Raw genomic sequence first — 16564 nt, 5'->3', positions numbered from 1 at the left:
CGGCTCAGGCGCGGGCGGCGATTGCCTTGGCGCCGGCGGCCATGAATTCCGCGATCCGTTCGCGGGGCGTCGCGTCACTGACCAACGCCTCGCCGACCAGAACCGCGTTGGCGCCATGGGACGCAAAGTGCCGGACGTCCTCGACGTCGCGCACCCCGGACTCGGCGACCACGAGGGTGCCCGCCGGGATGACGCCGGCCAGTTCCGCGAAGACGGAACGGTCGACGTCGAGCGTCTTGAGGTTGCGTACATTGACCCCGATGATCCGGGCCTCGGCGGCCACGGCGCGCTCGATTTCCTCGACCGTGTGGGTCTCCACCAGCACGTTCATGCCGAGCTCGCGGCTGAGGGCCGTGAACTCGCGCAGCTGGGCGTCGGAGAGCGAGGCCACGATCAGCAGGATCAGGTCGGCTCCGTGGGCCCGGGCTTCCCAGATCTGGTACTCGTCGATCATGAAGTCCTTGCGCAGCAGCGGAATATCCGCGGCGGCCCGGACGGCGTCGAGATCGGCCAGGGACCCGCCGAAGCGGCGTTCCTCGGTCAGGACGCTGATCACGGCGGCCCCGCCGTCGGCGTACTGTGCGGCGAGGGACGCAGGATCGGCGATGTCCGCGAGCGGGCCCTTGGAGGGGCTCCGGCGCTTGACCTCGGCAATCACCCGGAGCTGGTCCCTCGGGTCCGAGTTCCCGCCCAGCGCGGCCCAGGCGTCACGGGCAGGTGCCGCGGCGGCGGCGCGCTCCTTCAATTCCTCGAGCGTGACCAGACGCTGGCGCGCCTGCATATCCTCCCGGACACCGGCATTGATGTCGTCGAGAACGCTCACGCTCAGTGGCCGGAGTTCTTCAGCTTGCTGCCGCCGACGCCGTAGCCGGCCTTGCGCATGGCCCAGCCGGCGAGCAGGCCGATCACCATGACCACCGCGCCCGCGATGAAGATGGGCGTGTTGGCGATGACAAAGGCGATGGACGCAATGAGGGCGCCGATCAGCATCACAATAACGCAGGTCCAGGCCGCCGGGCTGTTGCCGTGACCCGGCGCTTCGCCGTGATCGACGTCGTCGTAGACGCCCTTCGGCGCAGCGGACGTGGATGCGGAAACAGTGGCTTTGCTCATTGAAATCTCCTCAGGATGAATGCTGCTTACATTCTGCCATTTTTTGGCAGGGTTGTTGGTTGCTGGCCGCGACTGCGGCCGGGGCTCAGGTGGGGTCGTCACCGCGGGACAACCGGTCCCAGCTGTCAATGTCGTCTGTGGGCGCAGCCGGCGCGCCAGCTCCCCCGGCGGCCGGTGCAGCTGCTGCCGCGTCATATTTGGTCCGGCTCCTCCAGTACCGGCCGGCCGGCACGATCGCCAGGGCACAGATCCCCAACACGGAGCCCGCGACGACGGCAATGACGGGGAACACGGTGACGCCGACCTGGACGCTGCTGCCGCTAATACCGGTGGCGGCCGCGATGGATCCCTGCGCTGCCGCCAGCGGGTCCGCCAGCACAACGGCCGCTGCAGTGACGATGCCGGCGGCTGCCAGCAGGATGATCGCCGTGATCACCCAGCGCCCGATGCGCCCGGCGATGGAGGCCGCGAGGCCGCCGGCGAGGGCAACGAGGGCCAGGGCCGTCACGGACGTGGCGGCCTTGCTGCCCTGGACCTGCAGGCCGTTCTGGCTGGCCACGGCCGAGCCCAGCTGCGCCGGGTCAAGGTGCACGATGAGCCAGGTCTGCGTGGTTGTGCCGAACACCGCCAGGGCCACAGCGGCGATCACCAGGACAAGGGTCGATTTGCGGGCCCAGCCGGGGACGGCAGGCCGCGGGGTGCTCTTGATGGTGGTTTCGGTTTCCGGCTTGTCCATCAGGACTCCGTTCCGGCGTCGGGCACCGATGCGGGATCCGTAACGGAACCGGCGTCGGGCACTGAATCTGCGGTGATGTTGTGCAGCGAACTGGCGGTGTGAACGGCGCGGAGCGGGGCGGCGGCCTTGTTCACGGTCTCCTGGGCCTCGGTGGGGTTGACCGAATCGGCCACTATGCCGCCGCCGGCCTGGACGTAGGCGCGCCCTTCCCTAAGCAGGGCCGAACGGATCGCGATCGCCATGTCCATGTCCCCGGCGAAGTCCAGGTACCCGACCACCCCGCCGTAGATGCCGCGCCGGTGCGGTTCAAGTTCGTCCAGCAGGCGCAGGGCCCTCGGCTTCGGGGCGCCGGAGAGCGTGCCGGCCGGGAACGTGGCCTTGAGGACGTCGTAGGCTTTGGCCTCCGGGGCCAGCTTGCCGACCACCGTGGACACGAGGTGCATGATGTGGCTGAAGCGTTCCACTTCCATGAACTGCGTGACATCGACTGATCCGGCGACGCAGACTTTGGAGAGGTCGTTGCGGGAGAGATCCACCAGCATCAGGTGCTCGGCGCGTTCCTTCTCGTCCGCCAGCAGTTCCTCGGCCAGCGCCTTGTCCGCCTCGACCGTCTTGCCGCGCGGCCGTGATCCGGCGATGGGGTGGGTGATGACCTCGTCCCCGGTCACGGTGACGAGGGCTTCCGGCGAGGAGCCGACGATCGTGTACTCCCGGCCGGCGGCGTCCTCGAAGCTGAAGAGGTACATGTAGGGGCTGGGGTTGGTGTTCCGCAGGACCCGGTAGACGTCGAGGGGGTCCGCGCCGCATTCCATTTCGAAGCGGCGGGAGATGACCACCTGGAAGACCTCGCCGTCCACGATCGCCTCCTTGCCGCGGTCCAGGGCAGCCAGGTAGTCAGTTTCGTTCCAGCGCTCCTGCACGCTCGACGCGAAGTCCAGGGCGGCGGGTTCCAGCACCGAGACCGGCTGCTCCACGGGGCTGCTGATCTTTGCCAGCAGGGCTTTGACGCGGGCGACGGCGTCATGCCAGGCGTCGTCGACGCGTTCGGTGCTGTTGTCGAAGTTGATGGCGTTGGCGATCAGCAGGACGGTGCCGTCCATGTTGTCGTGGACTGCCATGTCCGTGACGAGGTTGAGGGCCATTTCCGGCAGCTCGAGGTCGTCCTCCGGCGGGCTGGTCAGCTTCTCCCAGTGCCGGACGGTTTCCCAGCCCAGGAATCCGACCAGACCGGACGTGAACGGCGGAAGGCCCTCGAAGCGGTCGGTACGAAGCGCCGCGACGGTGTCCCGGATGGCGTCCACGGGGTTGCCGCTCAGGGGTACCCCGACCGGGGGTTCGCCCAACCAGTACGCGTCGCCGTCCTTGGTGGTCAGGGTGGCCCGGGAGCGGGAGCCGACGAAGGAGTAGCGGGACCAGGCTCCGCCGACCGCCGCCGATTCCATCAGGAAAGTTCCGGGCTGGCCGTGCGCGAGCTTGCGATAGAGCCCGATTGGGGTTTCGGCGTCGGCAAGCACCTTGAGCCGGACGGGGATGACGCGGCTGTGGCCTGCGAGCTCGCGGAACTCTTCGAGGCCAGGGCTGATGATTCCAAGGTCCTGCATGGCTGTGCTTTCCGCCTGTTCTTTCGGGGGCTGCGGCGGATCCGTCATGGGATCCTGCCTGCGGTCCGGTTCGTGAAGCTGTGGGAGGCCCGGCGTGCGCGGCCGGCTTCCTTGTCTGGGGTGCCTAGCCTGCGTGGCCGACGACGGCGTCGAGCTCGCGGCCGTCGAAGCACGTCCGGGTTCCCGTGTGGCAGGCGGCCCCGACTTGGTCCACGCGGACCAGGAGGGCATCGCCGTCGCAGTCCATCGCGAGGGACTTGACCCACTGGACGTGGCCGGAGGTGTCACCCTTGCGCCAGTACTCCTGGCGGGACCGCGAATAGAAGGTCACGCGTCCGCTCGTCATGGTGCGGTGCAGGGCCTCGTCGTCCATCCAGCCCAGCATCAGGACTTCATGCGTATCGAACTGCTGGACAATCGCGGCCACCAGGCCGGCGCTGTCGCGCTTGAGGGCATCCGCCAGCCCGGCAGGAAGCGGGCTCCCCGACGCCGCCGTGGGGGCCTGCGCCGGCACAGGCACCGTGGGCGTGCTGCTGGCGCGTGTGCTGCTGGCGGGCGCAGCGTCGACAGGCACGCTGCTGCCGGGCACGGCTCCGGCTGGCACAGCGTTGGCGGGGCTGGGGGCGGGTGCGGGCTGCTCAGACATCAGATCAAGTCTAGTGCCTCCGGGCCGGCAGCCGGCCTGCGGGTCCACCACGCCGCTTAACACTGGCGCGAGATTGCCGCGCCACTCGGCGCGGCTCATCCGCTCAATCCCGGGATGCAGCCGCCAGGCACGATTCGAGCGGCGATTCCTGTGCCCATGCGCGGCCGTCTCGTGCTAGTTTCACAAGTGATGCATTTCGTCGAACCGTCCCGAGAAGTCCTGGCCGAAACCCTGCTGGCGGCCGGCCCCGATGCCGCCACGCTCTGCGCGGGTTGGCTCACGCGCGACCTTGCCGCGCACCTGTACCTGCGCGAGCGAAAAGCCGCCGTCGGGCTGGGCCTGCTGATCAAGCGCCTCTCCAAGGCCTCCGACCAGGCGACAGCCGAGCTGGCAGCCACCCTGAAGACTTCCGAGGACTACGCCAAGCTGGTCAACACCTTCCGCGCCGGTCCCCCGGCGCTGTCCCCGCTGCGGATCAAAGCCCTGGACGAGAGTTCCAACCTGATCGAGTACTTCGTGCACACGGAAGACGTGCGCCGCGCCGTGGACCGTTGGGCCCCGAGGGCGCTGGATCAGGCCTACTCGGAAGCGTTGTGGGACGAGCTCGTGAAGCGCGCCGCCATCCTTTACCGCGGCGTGGACCTGGGCATTGTGCTTGTGAGCCCGTCGGGTCCGCGGCACGTGGCCAAGCGTGCCGCCGTGTCGGTGGCCATCGTGGGCGAGCCCGGCGAACTCCTCATGCACGCCCACGGCCGCACCCGGCACGCCCTCGTGACGTTCGAGGGCCAGCCGGACGCCGTCGCGCTCCTGCAGTCCGCCGAGGTCGGGCTCTAAGCCGCCGCTCCCCCAAACAAAGCAACGCGGGGTCACTTACCGCCCATAATCCCCTCCGGGACGGGCGCTAAGTGACCCCGCGTTGGTTTAAGCGGGCGGGTGGGCCGGCTAACGGACTTCGAAGCCTGCCTGCCGGATCGCGGCCTTGACCTGGGCGATCATGTCGAGGGGCCCGAAGTGGAAGACCGATGCCGCGAGGACGGCGTCCGCGCCGGCTGCCACCGCCGGCGGGAAGTGCTCGGGCTTGCCGGCGCCGCCGGACGCAATGAGCGGGACCTTGACGGCGGCCCGGGCCAGGCGGATCAGTTCGACGTCGAACCCGTCTTTGGTGCCGTCGGCGTCGATCGAGTTGAGCAGGATTTCCCCCACCCCGCGGTCGGCCGCCTCCTTGGCCCACGCGATGGCGTCGATGCCGGTCCCCTGGCGACCGCCGTGGGTGGTGACTTCGAAGCCGGATGCGGTGGGTTGGGATCCGGGCCGGGTGCGCCGGGCGTCGAGGGAGAGCACCAGGACCTGGGAACCGAAGTGCCGGGTGATCTCGTCGATCACGTCCGGCCGGGCCACGGCTGCAGTGTTGATGGCCGCCTTGTCCGCGCCGCAGCGCAGGAGCTTATCGACCTCGGCCACGCCGCGGACGCCGCCGCCGACTGTCAACGGGATGAAGACTTCCTCGGCGGTGCGGCGGACGACGTCGAAGGTGGTTTCGCGGTTTCCGGAGGACGCGGTGACGTCCAGGAAGGTCAGCTCGTCGGCGCCGCTGTTGTCGTAGCGGTGCGCGAGTTCCACCGGGTCCCCGGCGTCGCGGAGGCCTTCAAAGTTGATGCCCTTGACCACGCGGCCGGCATCGACGTCGAGGCATGGGATGACGCGCACGGCAACAGTCATGGCTTCTCCTGAAATTTGCTGGCAGGACTCGGGGGTGGACGCTCAGATGCGGCAGGCGTGGATGCTGCTGACCAGGATGGCGCGGGCGCCGAGGTCGTAGAGCTCGTCCATGATGCGGTTGGTTTCCCGCTTGGGCACCATCGATCGGACGGCCACCCAGTCCGAATCGCGCAGCGGCGAGACGGTGGGCGATTCGAGGCCCGGAGTCAGTGCGGCGGCCTGCTCCACGAGCTCCTTGCGGATGTCGTAGTCCATCATCACGTACTGGCGGGCGACGAGGACGCCCTGCAGCCGGCGGATCAGGACCTCGGTGGCCGGGTTCTGCTCGCCCTTGCGGCCGATCAGCACCGACTCGGAGTTCAGGATCGGTTCGCCGAAGATTTCCATGCCGGCGGCTTTGAGCGTGGTGCCGGTCTCGACGACGTCGGCAATCGCGTCCGCGACGCCGAGGCGCACGGAGGATTCCACGGCGCCGTCGAGGCGGACCACCTTGGCCTTGATGCCGCGCTCGGCCAGGTAGCCGCGCAGCAGCCCGTCGTAGCTCGTGGCGAGGCGCTTGCCCTCGAGCTGGTCGATCGTGGTGAAGTCGCCCACCGGGCCGGCGAAGCGGAACGTCGAGGCGGCGAAGCCCAGTGGCAGCAGTTCCTCGGCCTCGACCTCGGCGTCGAGCAGCAGGTCCCGGCCGGTGATGCCGACGTCGAGCGTTCCCTGCCCGACATAGACGGCGATGTCGCGGGGACGGAGGAAGAAGAACTCAATGTCGTTGTCCGGGTCCACCATCACGAGCTCACGGGTGTCGCGGCGCTGGCGGTAGCCGGCCTCGGCGAGCATGGCCGAGGCGGCTTCGGACAGGGATCCCTTGTTGGGGACGGCAACTCTAAGCATGGCAAAAGTCTTTCTTGGGTTTGGAAGGATCTGTTCAGACACATCGGCCACGCGGTGCACGGGATCCGCCGGATAAGTACTGGCGGTTCCGGGTGCGGGCGCGGCTAGAGATGCTTGTAGACGTCTTCCAGGGTGAGTCCTTTGGCGAGCATCAGAACCTGCAGGTGGTAGAGCAGCTGCGAAATTTCCTCAGCGGCGGCTTCATCGGATTCATACTCGGCAGCCATCCAGACTTCGGCTGCTTCCTCCACGACCTTCTTGCCGATGCCATGGACTCCGGAATCCAGTTCGGCGACGGTGCGGGAGCCGTCCGGGCGGACGGCTGCCTTCTCACTCAGTTCTGCGAACAGCGACTCGAAATTCTTCACGCCCCAAGCCTACTTGCTCCCGGCGCAGGAACGCCTGCCGGGCCGTCGCATGACGGAGCAGATGTGAGGCAATGCACAATCAGCACGGCCAATAGCAGCACAGCTCATACGGCCACACCGTCCGGCGCGGGCGCGACGTGCCGCCCGCGCCGGACGCGGCGGTGCCGGTGGGCTCAGCCGAACTGTTTGAGGGTCACGGCCGTGGCCAGGGCAGCCGTGACGGCCTCGTGTCCCTTGTCCTCGGTGGAACCCGGCAGCCCGGCCCGGTCGATCCCCTGCTGTTCGGTGTCGCAGGTCAGCACGCCGAATCCCACGGGGACGCCGGTGCGGACGCTGACCTCGGTCAGGCCCAGAGTGGCTGCCTCGCAGACGTATTCGAAGTGCGGCGTGCCGCCCCGGATGACGACGCCGAGCGCCACGACGGCGTCGAAGTGCGGTGCCAGCCGGGCAGCCGCGACGGGAAGTTCAAACGTGCCGGGCACCCGCAGGACTGTTGGCTCATTGATGCCGGCGTCCTTCGCCGCACGCAGGGCGCCGTCCAGGAGCCCGTCCATGATCTGGGTGTGCCAGCTCGCGGCCACGATGGCCAGTTTGAGCTGGGAGGTTTCCTCCGGCTTGAAGGTGCTGAGGTCGATCTGGGGGGCGCCGTGGCCACTCATGGGCTTATTCCTTGCTGTTGAGGCTGATGATAGTTCCGCCGGCCGGCCGCCCTGCCGGGCAGGCAGGGCTGGCGGTCACGCTGGCGGGTGAAGCGGGTCGGGGCGGTCCCGCAGGGCCGTCCGGTCAGTCTTGGTCGTGCTCGAATCCGGCCATTCCGGCGGCCGGTGCGGGTTCTACGTCCAGGACCAGGCGGTGGTCCATCCGGTCCTTCTTCGTCTGCAGGTAACGGATGTTCTGCTCCCTGGACGGAACCTCCGTGGGAACCATTTCCACCACCTTGACCCCGGCCTGGGCGAGCCGGTCCTGCTTGTCCGGGTTGTTGCTCAAGAGCCGGATCTCATGCAGCCCCATCTCCGCCAGGATCTGGGCGGCGGCTTTGTAGCAGCGGGCATCCACGGGCAGGCCCAGCTGCTCGTTGGCCTCCACAGTGTCAAACCCGGCCTCCTGCAGGGCGTAGGCCTTCATCTTGTTCGCCAGGCCGATCCCCCGGCCTTCCTGGCCGCGCAGGTACAGGAGTGTGCCGCCGAACTCGTTGATCATCTCGAGGGCGTAGGCCAGCTGCTCGCCGCAGTCGCAGCGGTAGGAGCCGAATACGTCTCCGGTGAGGCACTCCGAATGCAGGCGGACCAGCGGGGCCACCCCCACCACCGGCAAGGGAGAACTCACCGCCAGGTGCTCGGCGCCGGTGGCCAGATCGGTCCAGGCCTGCGCCACGAAATCACCAAACGCTGTGGGCAGCTGGACTATGGGTCCGGCGCTGACCGGATGCGGCTGCCGGGCCATGGGCATCTCGTCTCGGGTCTTTGACGTCGTCACTGTTCCTCCTCCATCAGACGGCATCTGCTGCGCTGCTGCCATGCTGCCCCGCGTCGAGGTAGGCCACCAGATCCGCAATCGAAATCAGGGGGCAGCCGTGCTCCATGGCGAAGGTGCGCAGTCCGTCAAGCCGCATCATTTCTCCGTTGTCGTACACAAGCTCTGCAATCACTCCGACGGGTTCCAGGCCGGCAAGCCGGCACAGGTCCACTGCCGCCTCGGTGTGGCCGGGACGTTCCCGCACTCCACCCTTAACGGCGCGGAGCGGAAAAACATGCCCGGGACGGGTAAGTGCACTCGGCCGGCTTTGCGGGTCGGCCAAGACGCGAGCCGTCAGGGCACGGTCTGTGGCCGAAATTCCGGTGCTGATGCCGGCGGCCGCATCGCAGGACACCGTATAGGCGGTGCCCTTGGCGTCTTCATTGACAGCCACCATCGGCGGCAACGCCAGGGCGTCCGCCCGGTCAGCGTCGAGCGGCACGCAGATCACACCGGAGCTGTAGCGGACGGTCCAGCCCATGAGGGCCGGCGTCGCGTGCTCGGCGGCGAAGATGATGTCGCCTTCGTTCTCGCGGTCCTCGTTGTCCACCACCAGCACGGGGCGTCCGGCCGCCATGGCGCTGACCGCTTCCTCAATTGGATCGAGCCCGGTGCGGGCTGAGCTTGAGACGGCCGTGCGGAGGTCCTCGGCCAGGTCGTGGCCCGCCTGGTCCTTGACCTGGTTCATTTTGCGATCCCGTCCGTCAGCGCGCCTTCTGCGGCGGGTGCCGCGGACGCCCTGTGTGCCGCCGGCGATCCGCCGGTGAAGGACAGGAGCCGCTCGGTGTACTTCGCCAGCACATCAACCTCGAGGTTCACGCGGCCGCCGAGCGGCTTGCCGCCCAGGCCGGTCTCGGACAGCGTGGTGGGAATCAGCCCGACCTCAAACCAGGGCGCCGGATCCTCAGCCGGACTCACGGCCGTCACGGTGAGGGAGACGCCGTCGACGGCGATGGATCCCTTCTCGGCGATGTACCGGGCCAGGCCGGCCGGCACACCAAAGCGGAGCCGGTCCCAGTTACCGAGCCCCTCGCGCTCCAAAAGCTGGCCCACGCCGTCGACATGGCCCTGGACAACGTGGCCGTCCAGCCGTCCGCCGGCCGGCACGCAGCGCTCCAGGTTCACAGGATCGCCGGCAGCGAGTTCGCCGATGGTGCTGCGTACCAGGGTTTCGCCCATGACGTCGACGCTGAAGTCCCTGCCGTCGATCTGCGTGGCCGTGAGGCAAACGCCGTTGACAGCGATCGAACCGCCCAGGGCAAGGCCATCGGTGGTGCCCGGCGCGTGGAGCCGAACGGTGGCGCTGACGTCGCCGTTGCGCTCAACGGACAGCACCTTCCCCTGCTCGGCAATAATTCCGGTAAACATCAGTTGCCTCCTGCGGCAGTGTCCGCGCCGGTGCGGTGCGGGGTTGGATCGGATGAAATAGCGGTCGCGGCCGGGCTTGCCCGGTCTGCGACGGGGCGGAGATGAAGCCGGAGGTCGCGGCCGAGGGTTTGGACCGCTCCCCCGGACGCCGGGTCCCATTCCCACTGCTGGGCATCGGCCAGCGTGGTGATGCCGAGGTCCTCCAGGGCGGGCGTGCCGGAGCCCAGCAGCGTCGGAGCCAGGTAGATGATGAGTTCATCGACCAGGCCGGCGGCGAGGAATGCACTCAGGATCCGGGAGCCGCCCTCGACCATGAGGTGACGGACGCCGTTCCCGAACAGCTGGTCCAGGGCCTCGAGCGGATCGCGGGTGGCCAGGTGCAGGACGTTGCCGTCCGCGCCGTGGATGGCTGCGTCGCCGGGAATGCCCCGGTATCCCATGACGGCGCGGAGGGGCTGTTTGCCGGCTGCCTCGCCGTCGCCGTTCCGGGCGGTGAGCCGGGGGTTGTCGATGAGCACCGTCTGGGTGCCCACCAGGATCGCGTCAATCCGGCCACGCAGCGCGTGGTTGTCGGCGAGGGACTCCGGGCTGGAAATCCACTGGCTGGTGCCGTCGCTGGCCGCGATGCGGCTGTCGAGGGTCTGCGCGATATGCAGGGTGACGAAGGGCCGTTTGGCGGCGACGGCGTCGAACCAGCGCCGGTTCAGGTCCAGCGCGGCGTCGGCCGCCAGGCCGGACCGGACGCGGACGCCCGCGGCCCGGAGCGTTGCGGCTCCGCCGGCGGCCGGATCGTGGGGGTCGTCGATTGCGTAGATGACGTCGGTGATGCCGGCCTCGATGATCGCCCGGGCACAGGGACCGGTGCGGCCGCAGTGGTTGCAGGGTTCGAGGGTCACCACGATCGTGGTGCCGCGGAGGTTCAGGCCCGCGGCCTTCGCCTGGTCGATGGCGTCGGCCTCGGCGTGGGCGGTCCCGGCTCCGCGGTGGTACCCGGTCACGAGGGGCGTGCCGTCGGGTCCGATGACCACGGCGCCGACGAGGGGGTTGGCGCCCCGCGGGCCCTGTGCCGCGGCAGCGAGGGCAGCCTGCATCGCAGCGGTTTCAGCGGCGCTGAAGGAGGCTCCGGCGTCGTACGTGCCGGATGTGCCATTCGTGTCGGACATGCCGAACGCGCTGAAGGCGGGATTCGGAGCGAGGTGGCCCCCGCTCATGCCGTGACCGCCACGCCGGATCTGCCGACCGGCCAGGCCCAAACCAGGCGGCGCATGCCGCGCGGGGCGCTGACGGAATCAAAGATGTTGCCAAGCACTTCGCGAAGAGTCAGGACAGATCCGGCTAGCGGGATCTGTGCTTCGAAGAGCCATCGCAGCAAGTTCATGTGTGTGTCGTTCCTTCCCTCAAGAACCGCGATGGCTCCGGGGGTATACGACAGCACAATTATGCGGCGCCTGCTGGGCGCCGCAGTAACAGCTGTACGTGCTTCTCTCATCCAGACTTTAACTGTCGGTACCGGAATTTCACCGATTCAACCGTTTGCCGGCATCCCTTCCGAGGAAGAGTGCTGGCGCGCGGGTCGCGGACTGTCACCGCCGGTTCGGACTTACACCGACCCCGGAGCACGTATGTGTGTTGTTATTCTGACACAACCCGGGCGGGTCCCGGGCTATTCCCGGCCCCGCATATTACGTCCGGGTCATCTTTGCGATCCAAGTCACTGCCGGTCCGTTGCCGGGCCGGCGGCGTGCTCAGCGGCTGCCGGCTGTCCGGAGCCGTTCGATCGCGTCCGCGGGGTTCGTCGCGCCGTAGACGGCCGATCCCGCCACGAAGACATCGGCTCCGGCCTCGGCGGCCCGGAAGATCGTGTCCTCGGTGATGCCGCCGTCGACCTGCAGCGCAACCTTCAGGCCCGAGCCGTCGATCGCCGCCCGGGCACGCCGAATCTTCGGCAGCGTCAGGTCCAGGAACTCCTGGCCGCCGAAGCCCGGCTCGACGGTCATGATCAGCAGCATGTCCAGTTCGCCGAGCATGTCCAGGAACGGTTCGACGCCGGTCCCGGGCCGGAGCGCGAGCCCGGCCTTGGCCCCGCGCGCCCGCAACTCCCGGGCAAGTTTGATGGGAGCGATGGAAGCCTCGGCATGGAACGTCACGGATGCCACCCCTGCGTCCGCGTAGGCCGGAGCCCAGCGGTCCGCGTGCTCGATCATCAGGTGCGCATCCAACGGGACGGGGCTGATTTCCTGCAGACGCTGGACCACCGGCAGGCCCAGGGACAGGTTGGGCACGAAGTGGTTGTCCATGACATCGACGTGAACGGCATCGGCGTTGCTGATCCGGCTCAACTCCGCCGCAAGGTTGGCGAAGTCGGCCGAGAGGATGCTCGGGTTGATGCAGCACTTGGTCATGCGGGATTCCTTCTCGTTCTGAAGCAGCGTCGTTCTGATGAAAGTCGCGGGACGTCAGGTCCGCCGGCCCGCATGTTCTGCGGGCCCGCGACTATTGGCAAGTATCGCCCGGCGATCAGGCTTTCTTGTGGATGAGGGCCAGGAACATGGCGTCTGTGTGATGCACGTGCGGCCAGAGCTGGGCGGTGAGCTCGTGCCCGGCCCCGAGATGGCCGGTGAGGCTGACGCTGTCCAGCGCGGCGCCGGCGTCGAGGAGTTCGAGGTCCTCGCGCTTGCGCAGGGCATCACTTACGACGGCGGTGGTCTCCGCCGGGTGCGGCGAACACGTCACGTAGGCCACCACGCCGCCGGGCTTAACGGCGTCGAGTGCGGAGTTCAGCAGCTGGCGCTGCAGCGGGCCCAGATCCACGAGGTCCTTGGGCGTGCGCCGCCAACGCGATTCCGGTCTACGGCGCAGAGCCCCCAGCCCGGTGCAGGGGACGTCCACGAGGACCCGGTCGAAGGACTCGGGCTGCTCGGCGCCGAGGTCGCGGCCGTCCCCGGTCCTGACCTCCCAGGTGTCCCGCGGGACTGCGGAGAGTGCTTGGCGGACCAGTTTGGCACGGTGCGGGGCTGATTCGTTGGCCAGCAGGTGGGCGCCCCGCTGCCGGGCGAGAGCGCCGAGCAGGGCGGCCTTGCCGCCGGGTCCGGCGCACAGATCCAGCCAGCGCTCCCCCGCGTTTCCGCCGTCCGGCGCGTGATCCCCGCTGCCGGCGTCGGCTGCGGAATCTCCGGCGGGCTCCCCGGCGGGCCGGCCGCCAGCGTCGACGGCGAGATCGACGGCGGCCATCGCGCGGGCCACGAGCTGTGAGCCGACGTCCTGGACGCGGGTGCTTCCGTCACGGACCGAGGCAAGCCGGCCGAGGTCACCGCCGCTGGAGAGTGCGGATCCTTCGACGAGTTCGCCCGCGGTGGCGCCGCCTTCCAAGGCCTCGTCCAGGCTGCCGATGCCGGGCAACGCCACGAGGTTCACCACGGGCGCGGCGTTGTCGGCTTCGAGGAGTTCGTCGATCTCGGCCACCGGGCGGCCGTGGGCAACCAACGACTGTCGGAGTGCGCGGACGATCCATTCCGGGTGGGCGTAGCGGATGGACGCGATCGTGGTCGCGTCGGTTTCGGAGCTGAGGAGCAGTTCCAGCCACTCCTCGAGGGTGCGGGCAGAGACCTTGCGCAGCACGGCATTGATCAGTGCCGACGGGCCGGCCCCGATCACCGCGCGGGCGAGCCCCACGGTCTGGTCCAACGCGGCGTGGGCGGGCACCCGCATGGCGAGCAGCTGGTGCGCGCCGATCCGCAGGGCGTCCAGGATCGCCGGATCCAGCTGGTCCAGCGGCCGGTCGACGCAGTGAGCAAGGATCGCGTCATACGTTCCTTGGCCCCGCAGGGCGCCGTAGCTGAGCTCGGTGGCGAAACCGGCGTCGCGTTTGTCCAGTCCGTGGTGCCGGATCCGGGCAGGCAAGACCAGGTTCGCGTAGGCGTCCTCGGACGCCACAGCGCGGAGCACCTCAAAAGCCACGAGCCGGGCAGGGTCGGCACGGCGGGTCCGCTGGGAGGGCGCGTTCTCGGTGAAGCCACGCTGCGGTCCGCGGTTGCGCTCCCGGCCCTGGGCGTCGCGCCGGGCGCCGCCACCTTGGCCGCCACCTTTGCCGCCGTTCTGGCCGGTGGCCTGGCTGTTCTGGCCCCGGGGCTGGTAGCCCCTGCCTCGGCCGCTGCCGCTGGTCCCGGACTCGCTCATTCGAATACCACGCTTTCAAGTGTTCCCTGTCCGCGCGCCCAATCAGCGGCGGCCATCATTTTCTTGCCCGCAGGCTGGATCCGGGTCAATTCCACCGGGTGCGATCCCGTGCCCACCAGGACGCGTTTCCCGTCCATGGCCAGCTGCCCGGGCCGGAGTTCGGCGGTCTCCGGGACAGGGCGTACCGGCTCCAGCTTGATCCGTTGGCCGTCCAGCATGGTCCAGGCGCCGGGCTCGGGCGTAACCCCGCGGGCCCTGCGGCCGATCGCCAGTGCGGGCTGCCGCCAGTCGAGCCGGCCGTCCTCAAGGCTGAGTTTGGGTGCGAGGCTGACGTCTCCGTGCTGCGGCAGCGCGACGGCCTTGCCGGCGTCGATCGCTGAGAGCGTCTGGGCCAGCAGAATCGCGCCGCTGTGGGACAACCGTTCCAGCAGCGCTCCGGCGGTGTCGGCGTCGTGCACGGTTTCGGTGAGCGTTCCAAAGACGGGGCCCGTGTCCAGCCCCTCTTCAAGGCGGAAGGTGACGGCACCGGTGACGTCGTCACCGGCAATCACGGCCCGCTGCACGGGGGCGGCGCCGCGCCAGGCGGGCAGCAGGGAAAAGTGCAGGTTCACCCAGCCGTGGCGGGGAACATCCAGGGCCGCACGGGGAATCAGTCCCCCGTAGGCAACGATCGCTGCGACGTCCGGCGCGGCGGCGGCGATTCTGGCGGTGACCTCCTCATCCACTTTGGCGGCATGGATGATGTCGATGCCAAGCTCCGCGGCCCGGGCCGCCACGGGCGACGGTGTGAGAACCCGTTTGCGTCCCAGCGGGGCATCCGGGCGGGTGAGGACGGCAACGACGTCGAACCCGGCACCAATCAGGGCGTCCAACGACGGAACGGCGACTGCTGGGGTCCCCGCGAAAAGAACCCTCACGGATTGATTCCGAAGCTGGACCCGCCGAAGCTGGTTCCGACAGTCTTTGCGCGCTTCATGGTTGTTTGTTCGGTGATGGCGTCGTAGTCGGCGTTGCGGATGGCGCGCAGGGCGGCCTTGCGGTCATCGCCTTCGAGCCGGTCCGTGTAAAGGATGCCGTCCAGGTGGTCCGTCTCGTGTTGGAAACAGCGCGCCAGCATGCCTTCGCCCTCCACGGTGACGGGATTGCCGTGGAGGTCCACGCCGGTCACGCGGGTGTGCCGGTGCCGGCGAACGGGGAAGCCGAGGCCGGGTATGGACAGGCAGCCTTCGACCTGGTCTGGCTGGAAGTCATCGCTGTTCTCCAGCACGGGGTTGATGATGTGGCCTTCAACGCCACCGATCCGGTACGTGAAGACGCGCTTGCTCACGCCGACCTGGGGCGCGGCCAGGCCTGCGCCCTCCACGTCCTCCATGGTTTCGGTCATGTCAGCGACCAGCTTTGCCAGTTCAGGCCCGAATTCCGTCACGGGATCCGCGACTGTGCGCAACACAGGATCGCCGATGATGCGGATATTCAAAATGGCCATGTGCAGTCAGTCCTCACGAAGGGCGGCTAGGGATCACGTCCAGTTTAGTTGCACTTCGTTACACCGGGTTTCAGTCCTGGTTACACCATCTTTCGCTGGGTCTCGGTGTTGGTTACCCCTCGCTTCGCTGGGTTTCAGTCCGTTTCGGCCGGGCCATGGTGGCGGCTTTGGGCGGCTGTAGGGGCCGTGTGGCCGTGTGGCCGTCAGGCCCAAGGCCTAGCGAAATCTGCGGGGCGGATCCCCCGCCTCGGCCGTCGATGTCCCCGGCACCCCAAGCACCCCAAGCACCCCAAGCACCCCAAGCACCCCGACGATCTTCATCCATGGTGTTCGCTAAGAGTGTCGGACCCCCTCGCTAGATTGGAGTCATGGAAGCCGTCAGGGATTTCATTCCGTTCGGGGACGACGGGCAGGGCACCGGCCCGGCCCTGGCTTCCGGGGTGGACGTCGCTTTGGCCGCGCTCCGGGCCGCGGGTGCGACGGCGGAGGAGGCGGCGTCCTGGGATTTCCGGGCCGCGTCGGATTTCGCCGGGCGGGTCGAGGAGCTCTCGCGCTGGGTGGAGTATCAGCAGCTGGTGGCGGCCGCCGCGGTGGACCGGACCAGGACACAACACACCGCGGCCGCCGGGACGGCGGCCACGTCGTGGACCACGGGCTGGCGCGAGGAGACATCCGGTTCCGGGCCAGGTGCCGGTGCGGCTCAGAGCGGCGCAGCTGAGAGCGGTACAGCCGGTTCCGGGCCAGGTGCCGGTGCCGGAGCCGGGTCTGGGGCCGGTGGAATCAGCGTCCCCGCCGTGGCCGGGTCCGACGGGACCGGCGGCGTAGCCGGCTCCGTCCCGGCGGCCAGCCCGGGCGATCCGGGTGGTCCGGGGTCGGTGGATGACGGGTACCGGAACACGGTGGAATTCCTGCGGGCGCGGCTGCTGATCGGCGCGGGCGAGGCCCGGCGCC

General features: G+C 68.8%; 18 protein-coding genes, 2 pseudogenes and 1 riboswitch. Of the genes and pseudogenes, 2 read left to right on the top strand and 18 right to left on the bottom strand.

The annotated features are described in order from the left end of the window. Window positions 1-4 precede the first annotated feature (4 nt). The 5 genes from trpC to hisI form a co-directional block, all read right to left on the bottom strand. On the bottom strand, window positions 5-823 hold the full coding sequence (gene trpC, locus C8D78_RS19450) for an indole-3-glycerol phosphate synthase TrpC (RefSeq protein ID WP_120955529.1): 819 nt from the start codon (window positions 821-823) through the stop codon (window positions 5-7). A 2-nt stretch (window positions 824-825) separates the two neighbouring features. Then, entirely contained in the window at window positions 826-1113 is a 288-nt protein-coding gene (locus tag C8D78_RS19445) for an HGxxPAAW family protein (RefSeq protein ID WP_120955527.1), read from the bottom strand. A gap of 85 nt (window positions 1114-1198) precedes the next feature. Then, the gene (locus C8D78_RS19440) at window positions 1199-1849 is read right to left on the bottom strand and encodes a Trp biosynthesis-associated membrane protein (RefSeq protein WP_120955525.1); all 651 of its coding nucleotides are present in this window, start codon (window positions 1847-1849) and stop codon (window positions 1199-1201) included. Next, window positions 1849-3450, bottom strand: coding sequence for an anthranilate synthase component I (locus C8D78_RS19435; protein WP_120955556.1), 1602 nt, complete (start codon window positions 3448-3450; stop codon window positions 1849-1851). Before C8D78_RS19435 ends, C8D78_RS19440 begins: the two co-directional genes overlap by 1 nt. A gap of 124 nt (window positions 3451-3574) precedes the next feature. Then, entirely contained in the window at window positions 3575-4096 is a 522-nt protein-coding gene (hisI, locus tag C8D78_RS19430) for a phosphoribosyl-AMP cyclohydrolase (protein ID WP_244208515.1), read from the bottom strand. 189 nt (window positions 4097-4285) lie between these two features. On the opposite strand from hisI, the gene C8D78_RS19425 reads away from it, so the two are divergent. Continuing rightward, a complete protein-coding gene (locus C8D78_RS19425; protein ID WP_120955523.1) occupies window positions 4286-4930 on the top strand; it encodes a TIGR03085 family metal-binding protein in 645 nt (214 codons plus the stop codon). Window positions 4931-5038: 108 nt separating this feature from the next. Here C8D78_RS19425 and hisF read toward each other — a convergent pair whose 3' ends face one another. From hisF to def, 13 genes and pseudogenes are all read right to left on the bottom strand, one after another. After that, window positions 5039-5815, bottom strand: coding sequence for an imidazole glycerol phosphate synthase subunit HisF (hisF, locus tag C8D78_RS19420; protein WP_120955521.1), 777 nt, complete (start codon window positions 5813-5815; stop codon window positions 5039-5041). A 42-nt stretch (window positions 5816-5857) separates the two neighbouring features. Next, on the bottom strand, window positions 5858-6700 hold the full coding sequence (hisG, locus tag C8D78_RS19415; RefSeq protein ID WP_120955519.1) for an ATP phosphoribosyltransferase: 843 nt from the start codon (window positions 6698-6700) through the stop codon (window positions 5858-5860). 104 nt (window positions 6701-6804) lie between these two features. Then, window positions 6805-7068, bottom strand: a complete 264-nt coding sequence (locus tag C8D78_RS19410; protein ID WP_120955517.1) for a phosphoribosyl-ATP diphosphatase — start codon at window positions 7066-7068, stop codon at window positions 6805-6807. Between the two features lie 173 nt (window positions 7069-7241). Beyond that, window positions 7242-7727 carry a 6,7-dimethyl-8-ribityllumazine synthase gene (gene ribH, locus C8D78_RS19405; protein WP_120955515.1) on the bottom strand — a complete coding sequence of 162 codons (486 nt, stop codon included), beginning with the start codon at window positions 7725-7727 and terminating at the stop codon, window positions 7242-7244. A gap of 124 nt (window positions 7728-7851) precedes the next feature. Further along, a complete protein-coding gene (gene ribA / locus C8D78_RS19400; RefSeq protein ID WP_120955552.1) occupies window positions 7852-8511 on the bottom strand; it encodes a GTP cyclohydrolase II in 660 nt (219 codons plus the stop codon). Window positions 8512-8557: 46 nt separating this feature from the next. After that, a complete protein-coding gene (gene ribB / locus C8D78_RS19395; RefSeq protein WP_244208516.1) occupies window positions 8558-9160 on the bottom strand; it encodes a 3,4-dihydroxy-2-butanone-4-phosphate synthase in 603 nt (200 codons plus the stop codon). Window positions 9161-9267: 107 nt separating this feature from the next. Continuing rightward, window positions 9268-9951 carry a riboflavin synthase gene (locus tag C8D78_RS19390; protein WP_120955511.1) on the bottom strand — a complete coding sequence of 228 codons (684 nt, stop codon included), beginning with the start codon at window positions 9949-9951 and terminating at the stop codon, window positions 9268-9270. Further along, complete coding sequence (gene ribD / locus C8D78_RS19385; RefSeq protein ID WP_120955550.1) at window positions 9951-11114, bottom strand: bifunctional diaminohydroxyphosphoribosylaminopyrimidine deaminase/5-amino-6-(5-phosphoribosylamino)uracil reductase RibD; 1164 nt, start codon at window positions 11112-11114, stop codon at window positions 9951-9953. The genes C8D78_RS19390 and ribD overlap by 1 nt, the downstream gene beginning before the upstream one ends. A gap of 62 nt (window positions 11115-11176) precedes the next feature. Further along, window positions 11177-11329 (bottom strand): annotated as a pseudogene (locus C8D78_RS19380) (nicotinamide riboside transporter PnuC); the annotation flags it as partial. Window positions 11330-11423: 94 nt separating this feature from the next. Beyond that, window positions 11424-11575, bottom strand: a riboswitch (FMN riboswitch). A 121-nt stretch (window positions 11576-11696) separates the two neighbouring features. Beyond that, complete coding sequence (gene rpe, locus C8D78_RS19375) at window positions 11697-12353, bottom strand: ribulose-phosphate 3-epimerase (protein WP_120955509.1); 657 nt, start codon at window positions 12351-12353, stop codon at window positions 11697-11699. 115 nt (window positions 12354-12468) lie between these two features. Continuing rightward, on the bottom strand, window positions 12469-14127 hold the full coding sequence (locus tag C8D78_RS19370; RefSeq protein ID WP_120955507.1) for an RsmB/NOP family class I SAM-dependent RNA methyltransferase: 1659 nt from the start codon (window positions 14125-14127) through the stop codon (window positions 12469-12471). Beyond that, window positions 14124-15044: a methionyl-tRNA formyltransferase gene (fmt, locus tag C8D78_RS19365; RefSeq protein ID WP_120955505.1), complete on the bottom strand. Its 921-nt coding sequence runs from the start codon at window positions 15042-15044 to the stop codon at window positions 14124-14126. The genes C8D78_RS19370 and fmt overlap by 4 nt, the downstream gene beginning before the upstream one ends. After that, on the bottom strand, window positions 15041-15613 hold the full coding sequence (def, locus tag C8D78_RS19360; protein WP_120955503.1) for a peptide deformylase: 573 nt from the start codon (window positions 15611-15613) through the stop codon (window positions 15041-15043). The genes fmt and def overlap by 4 nt, the downstream gene beginning before the upstream one ends. A gap of 368 nt (window positions 15614-15981) precedes the next feature. On the opposite strand from def, the pseudogene C8D78_RS19355 reads away from it, so the two are divergent. Continuing rightward, a pseudogene (locus C8D78_RS19355) lies at window positions 15982-16564 on the top strand (hypothetical protein); the annotation flags it as partial.

The sequence above is a fragment of the Arthrobacter oryzae genome, from assembly GCF_003634095.1.
GTDB classification, from domain to species: domain Bacteria; phylum Actinomycetota; class Actinomycetes; order Actinomycetales; family Micrococcaceae; genus Arthrobacter; species Arthrobacter oryzae.
Note: the sequence above shows the minus strand (reverse complement) of the source record. Positions and strands in the feature narration are given on the sequence as shown.

What these genes read in the sequence shown, in the direction of transcription:
- C8D78_RS19370 (WP_120955507.1), bottom strand. Translation starts at nt 14,127, where the DNA reads ATGAGCGAGTCCGGGACCAGCGGCAGCGGCCGAGGCAGGGGCTACCAG.
- C8D78_RS19390 (WP_120955511.1), bottom strand. Translation starts at nt 9,951, where the DNA reads ATGTTTACCGGAATTATTGCCGAGCAGGGGAAGGTGCTGTCCGTTGAG.
- C8D78_RS19445 (WP_120955527.1), bottom strand. Translation starts at nt 1,113, where the DNA reads ATGAGCAAAGCCACTGTTTCCGCATCCACGTCCGCTGCGCCGAAGGGC.
- C8D78_RS19425 (WP_120955523.1), top strand. Translation starts at nt 4,286, where the DNA reads ATGCATTTCGTCGAACCGTCCCGAGAAGTCCTGGCCGAAACCCTGCTG.
- def (WP_120955503.1), bottom strand. Translation starts at nt 15,613, where the DNA reads ATGGCCATTTTGAATATCCGCATCATCGGCGATCCTGTGTTGCGCACA.
- hisI (WP_244208515.1), bottom strand. Translation starts at nt 4,096, where the DNA reads ATGTCTGAGCAGCCCGCACCCGCCCCCAGCCCCGCCAACGCTGTGCCA.
- ribD (WP_120955550.1), bottom strand. Translation starts at nt 11,114, where the DNA reads ATGTCCGACACGAATGGCACATCCGGCACGTACGACGCCGGAGCCTCC.
- hisG (WP_120955519.1), bottom strand. Translation starts at nt 6,700, where the DNA reads ATGCTTAGAGTTGCCGTCCCCAACAAGGGATCCCTGTCCGAAGCCGCC.
- C8D78_RS19435 (WP_120955556.1), bottom strand. Translation starts at nt 3,450, where the DNA reads ATGCAGGACCTTGGAATCATCAGCCCTGGCCTCGAAGAGTTCCGCGAG.
- ribA (WP_120955552.1), bottom strand. Translation starts at nt 8,511, where the DNA reads ATGGCCCGGCAGCCGCATCCGGTCAGCGCCGGACCCATAGTCCAGCTG.
- hisF (WP_120955521.1), bottom strand. Translation starts at nt 5,815, where the DNA reads ATGACTGTTGCCGTGCGCGTCATCCCATGCCTCGACGTCGATGCCGGC.
- C8D78_RS19440 (WP_120955525.1), bottom strand. Translation starts at nt 1,849, where the DNA reads ATGGACAAGCCGGAAACCGAAACCACCATCAAGAGCACCCCGCGGCCT.
- ribB (WP_244208516.1), bottom strand. Translation starts at nt 9,160, where the DNA reads ATGGCGGCCGGACGCCCCGTGCTGGTGGTGGACAACGAGGACCGCGAG.
- ribH (WP_120955515.1), bottom strand. Translation starts at nt 7,727, where the DNA reads ATGAGTGGCCACGGCGCCCCCCAGATCGACCTCAGCACCTTCAAGCCG.
- rpe (WP_120955509.1), bottom strand. Translation starts at nt 12,353, where the DNA reads ATGACCAAGTGCTGCATCAACCCGAGCATCCTCTCGGCCGACTTCGCC.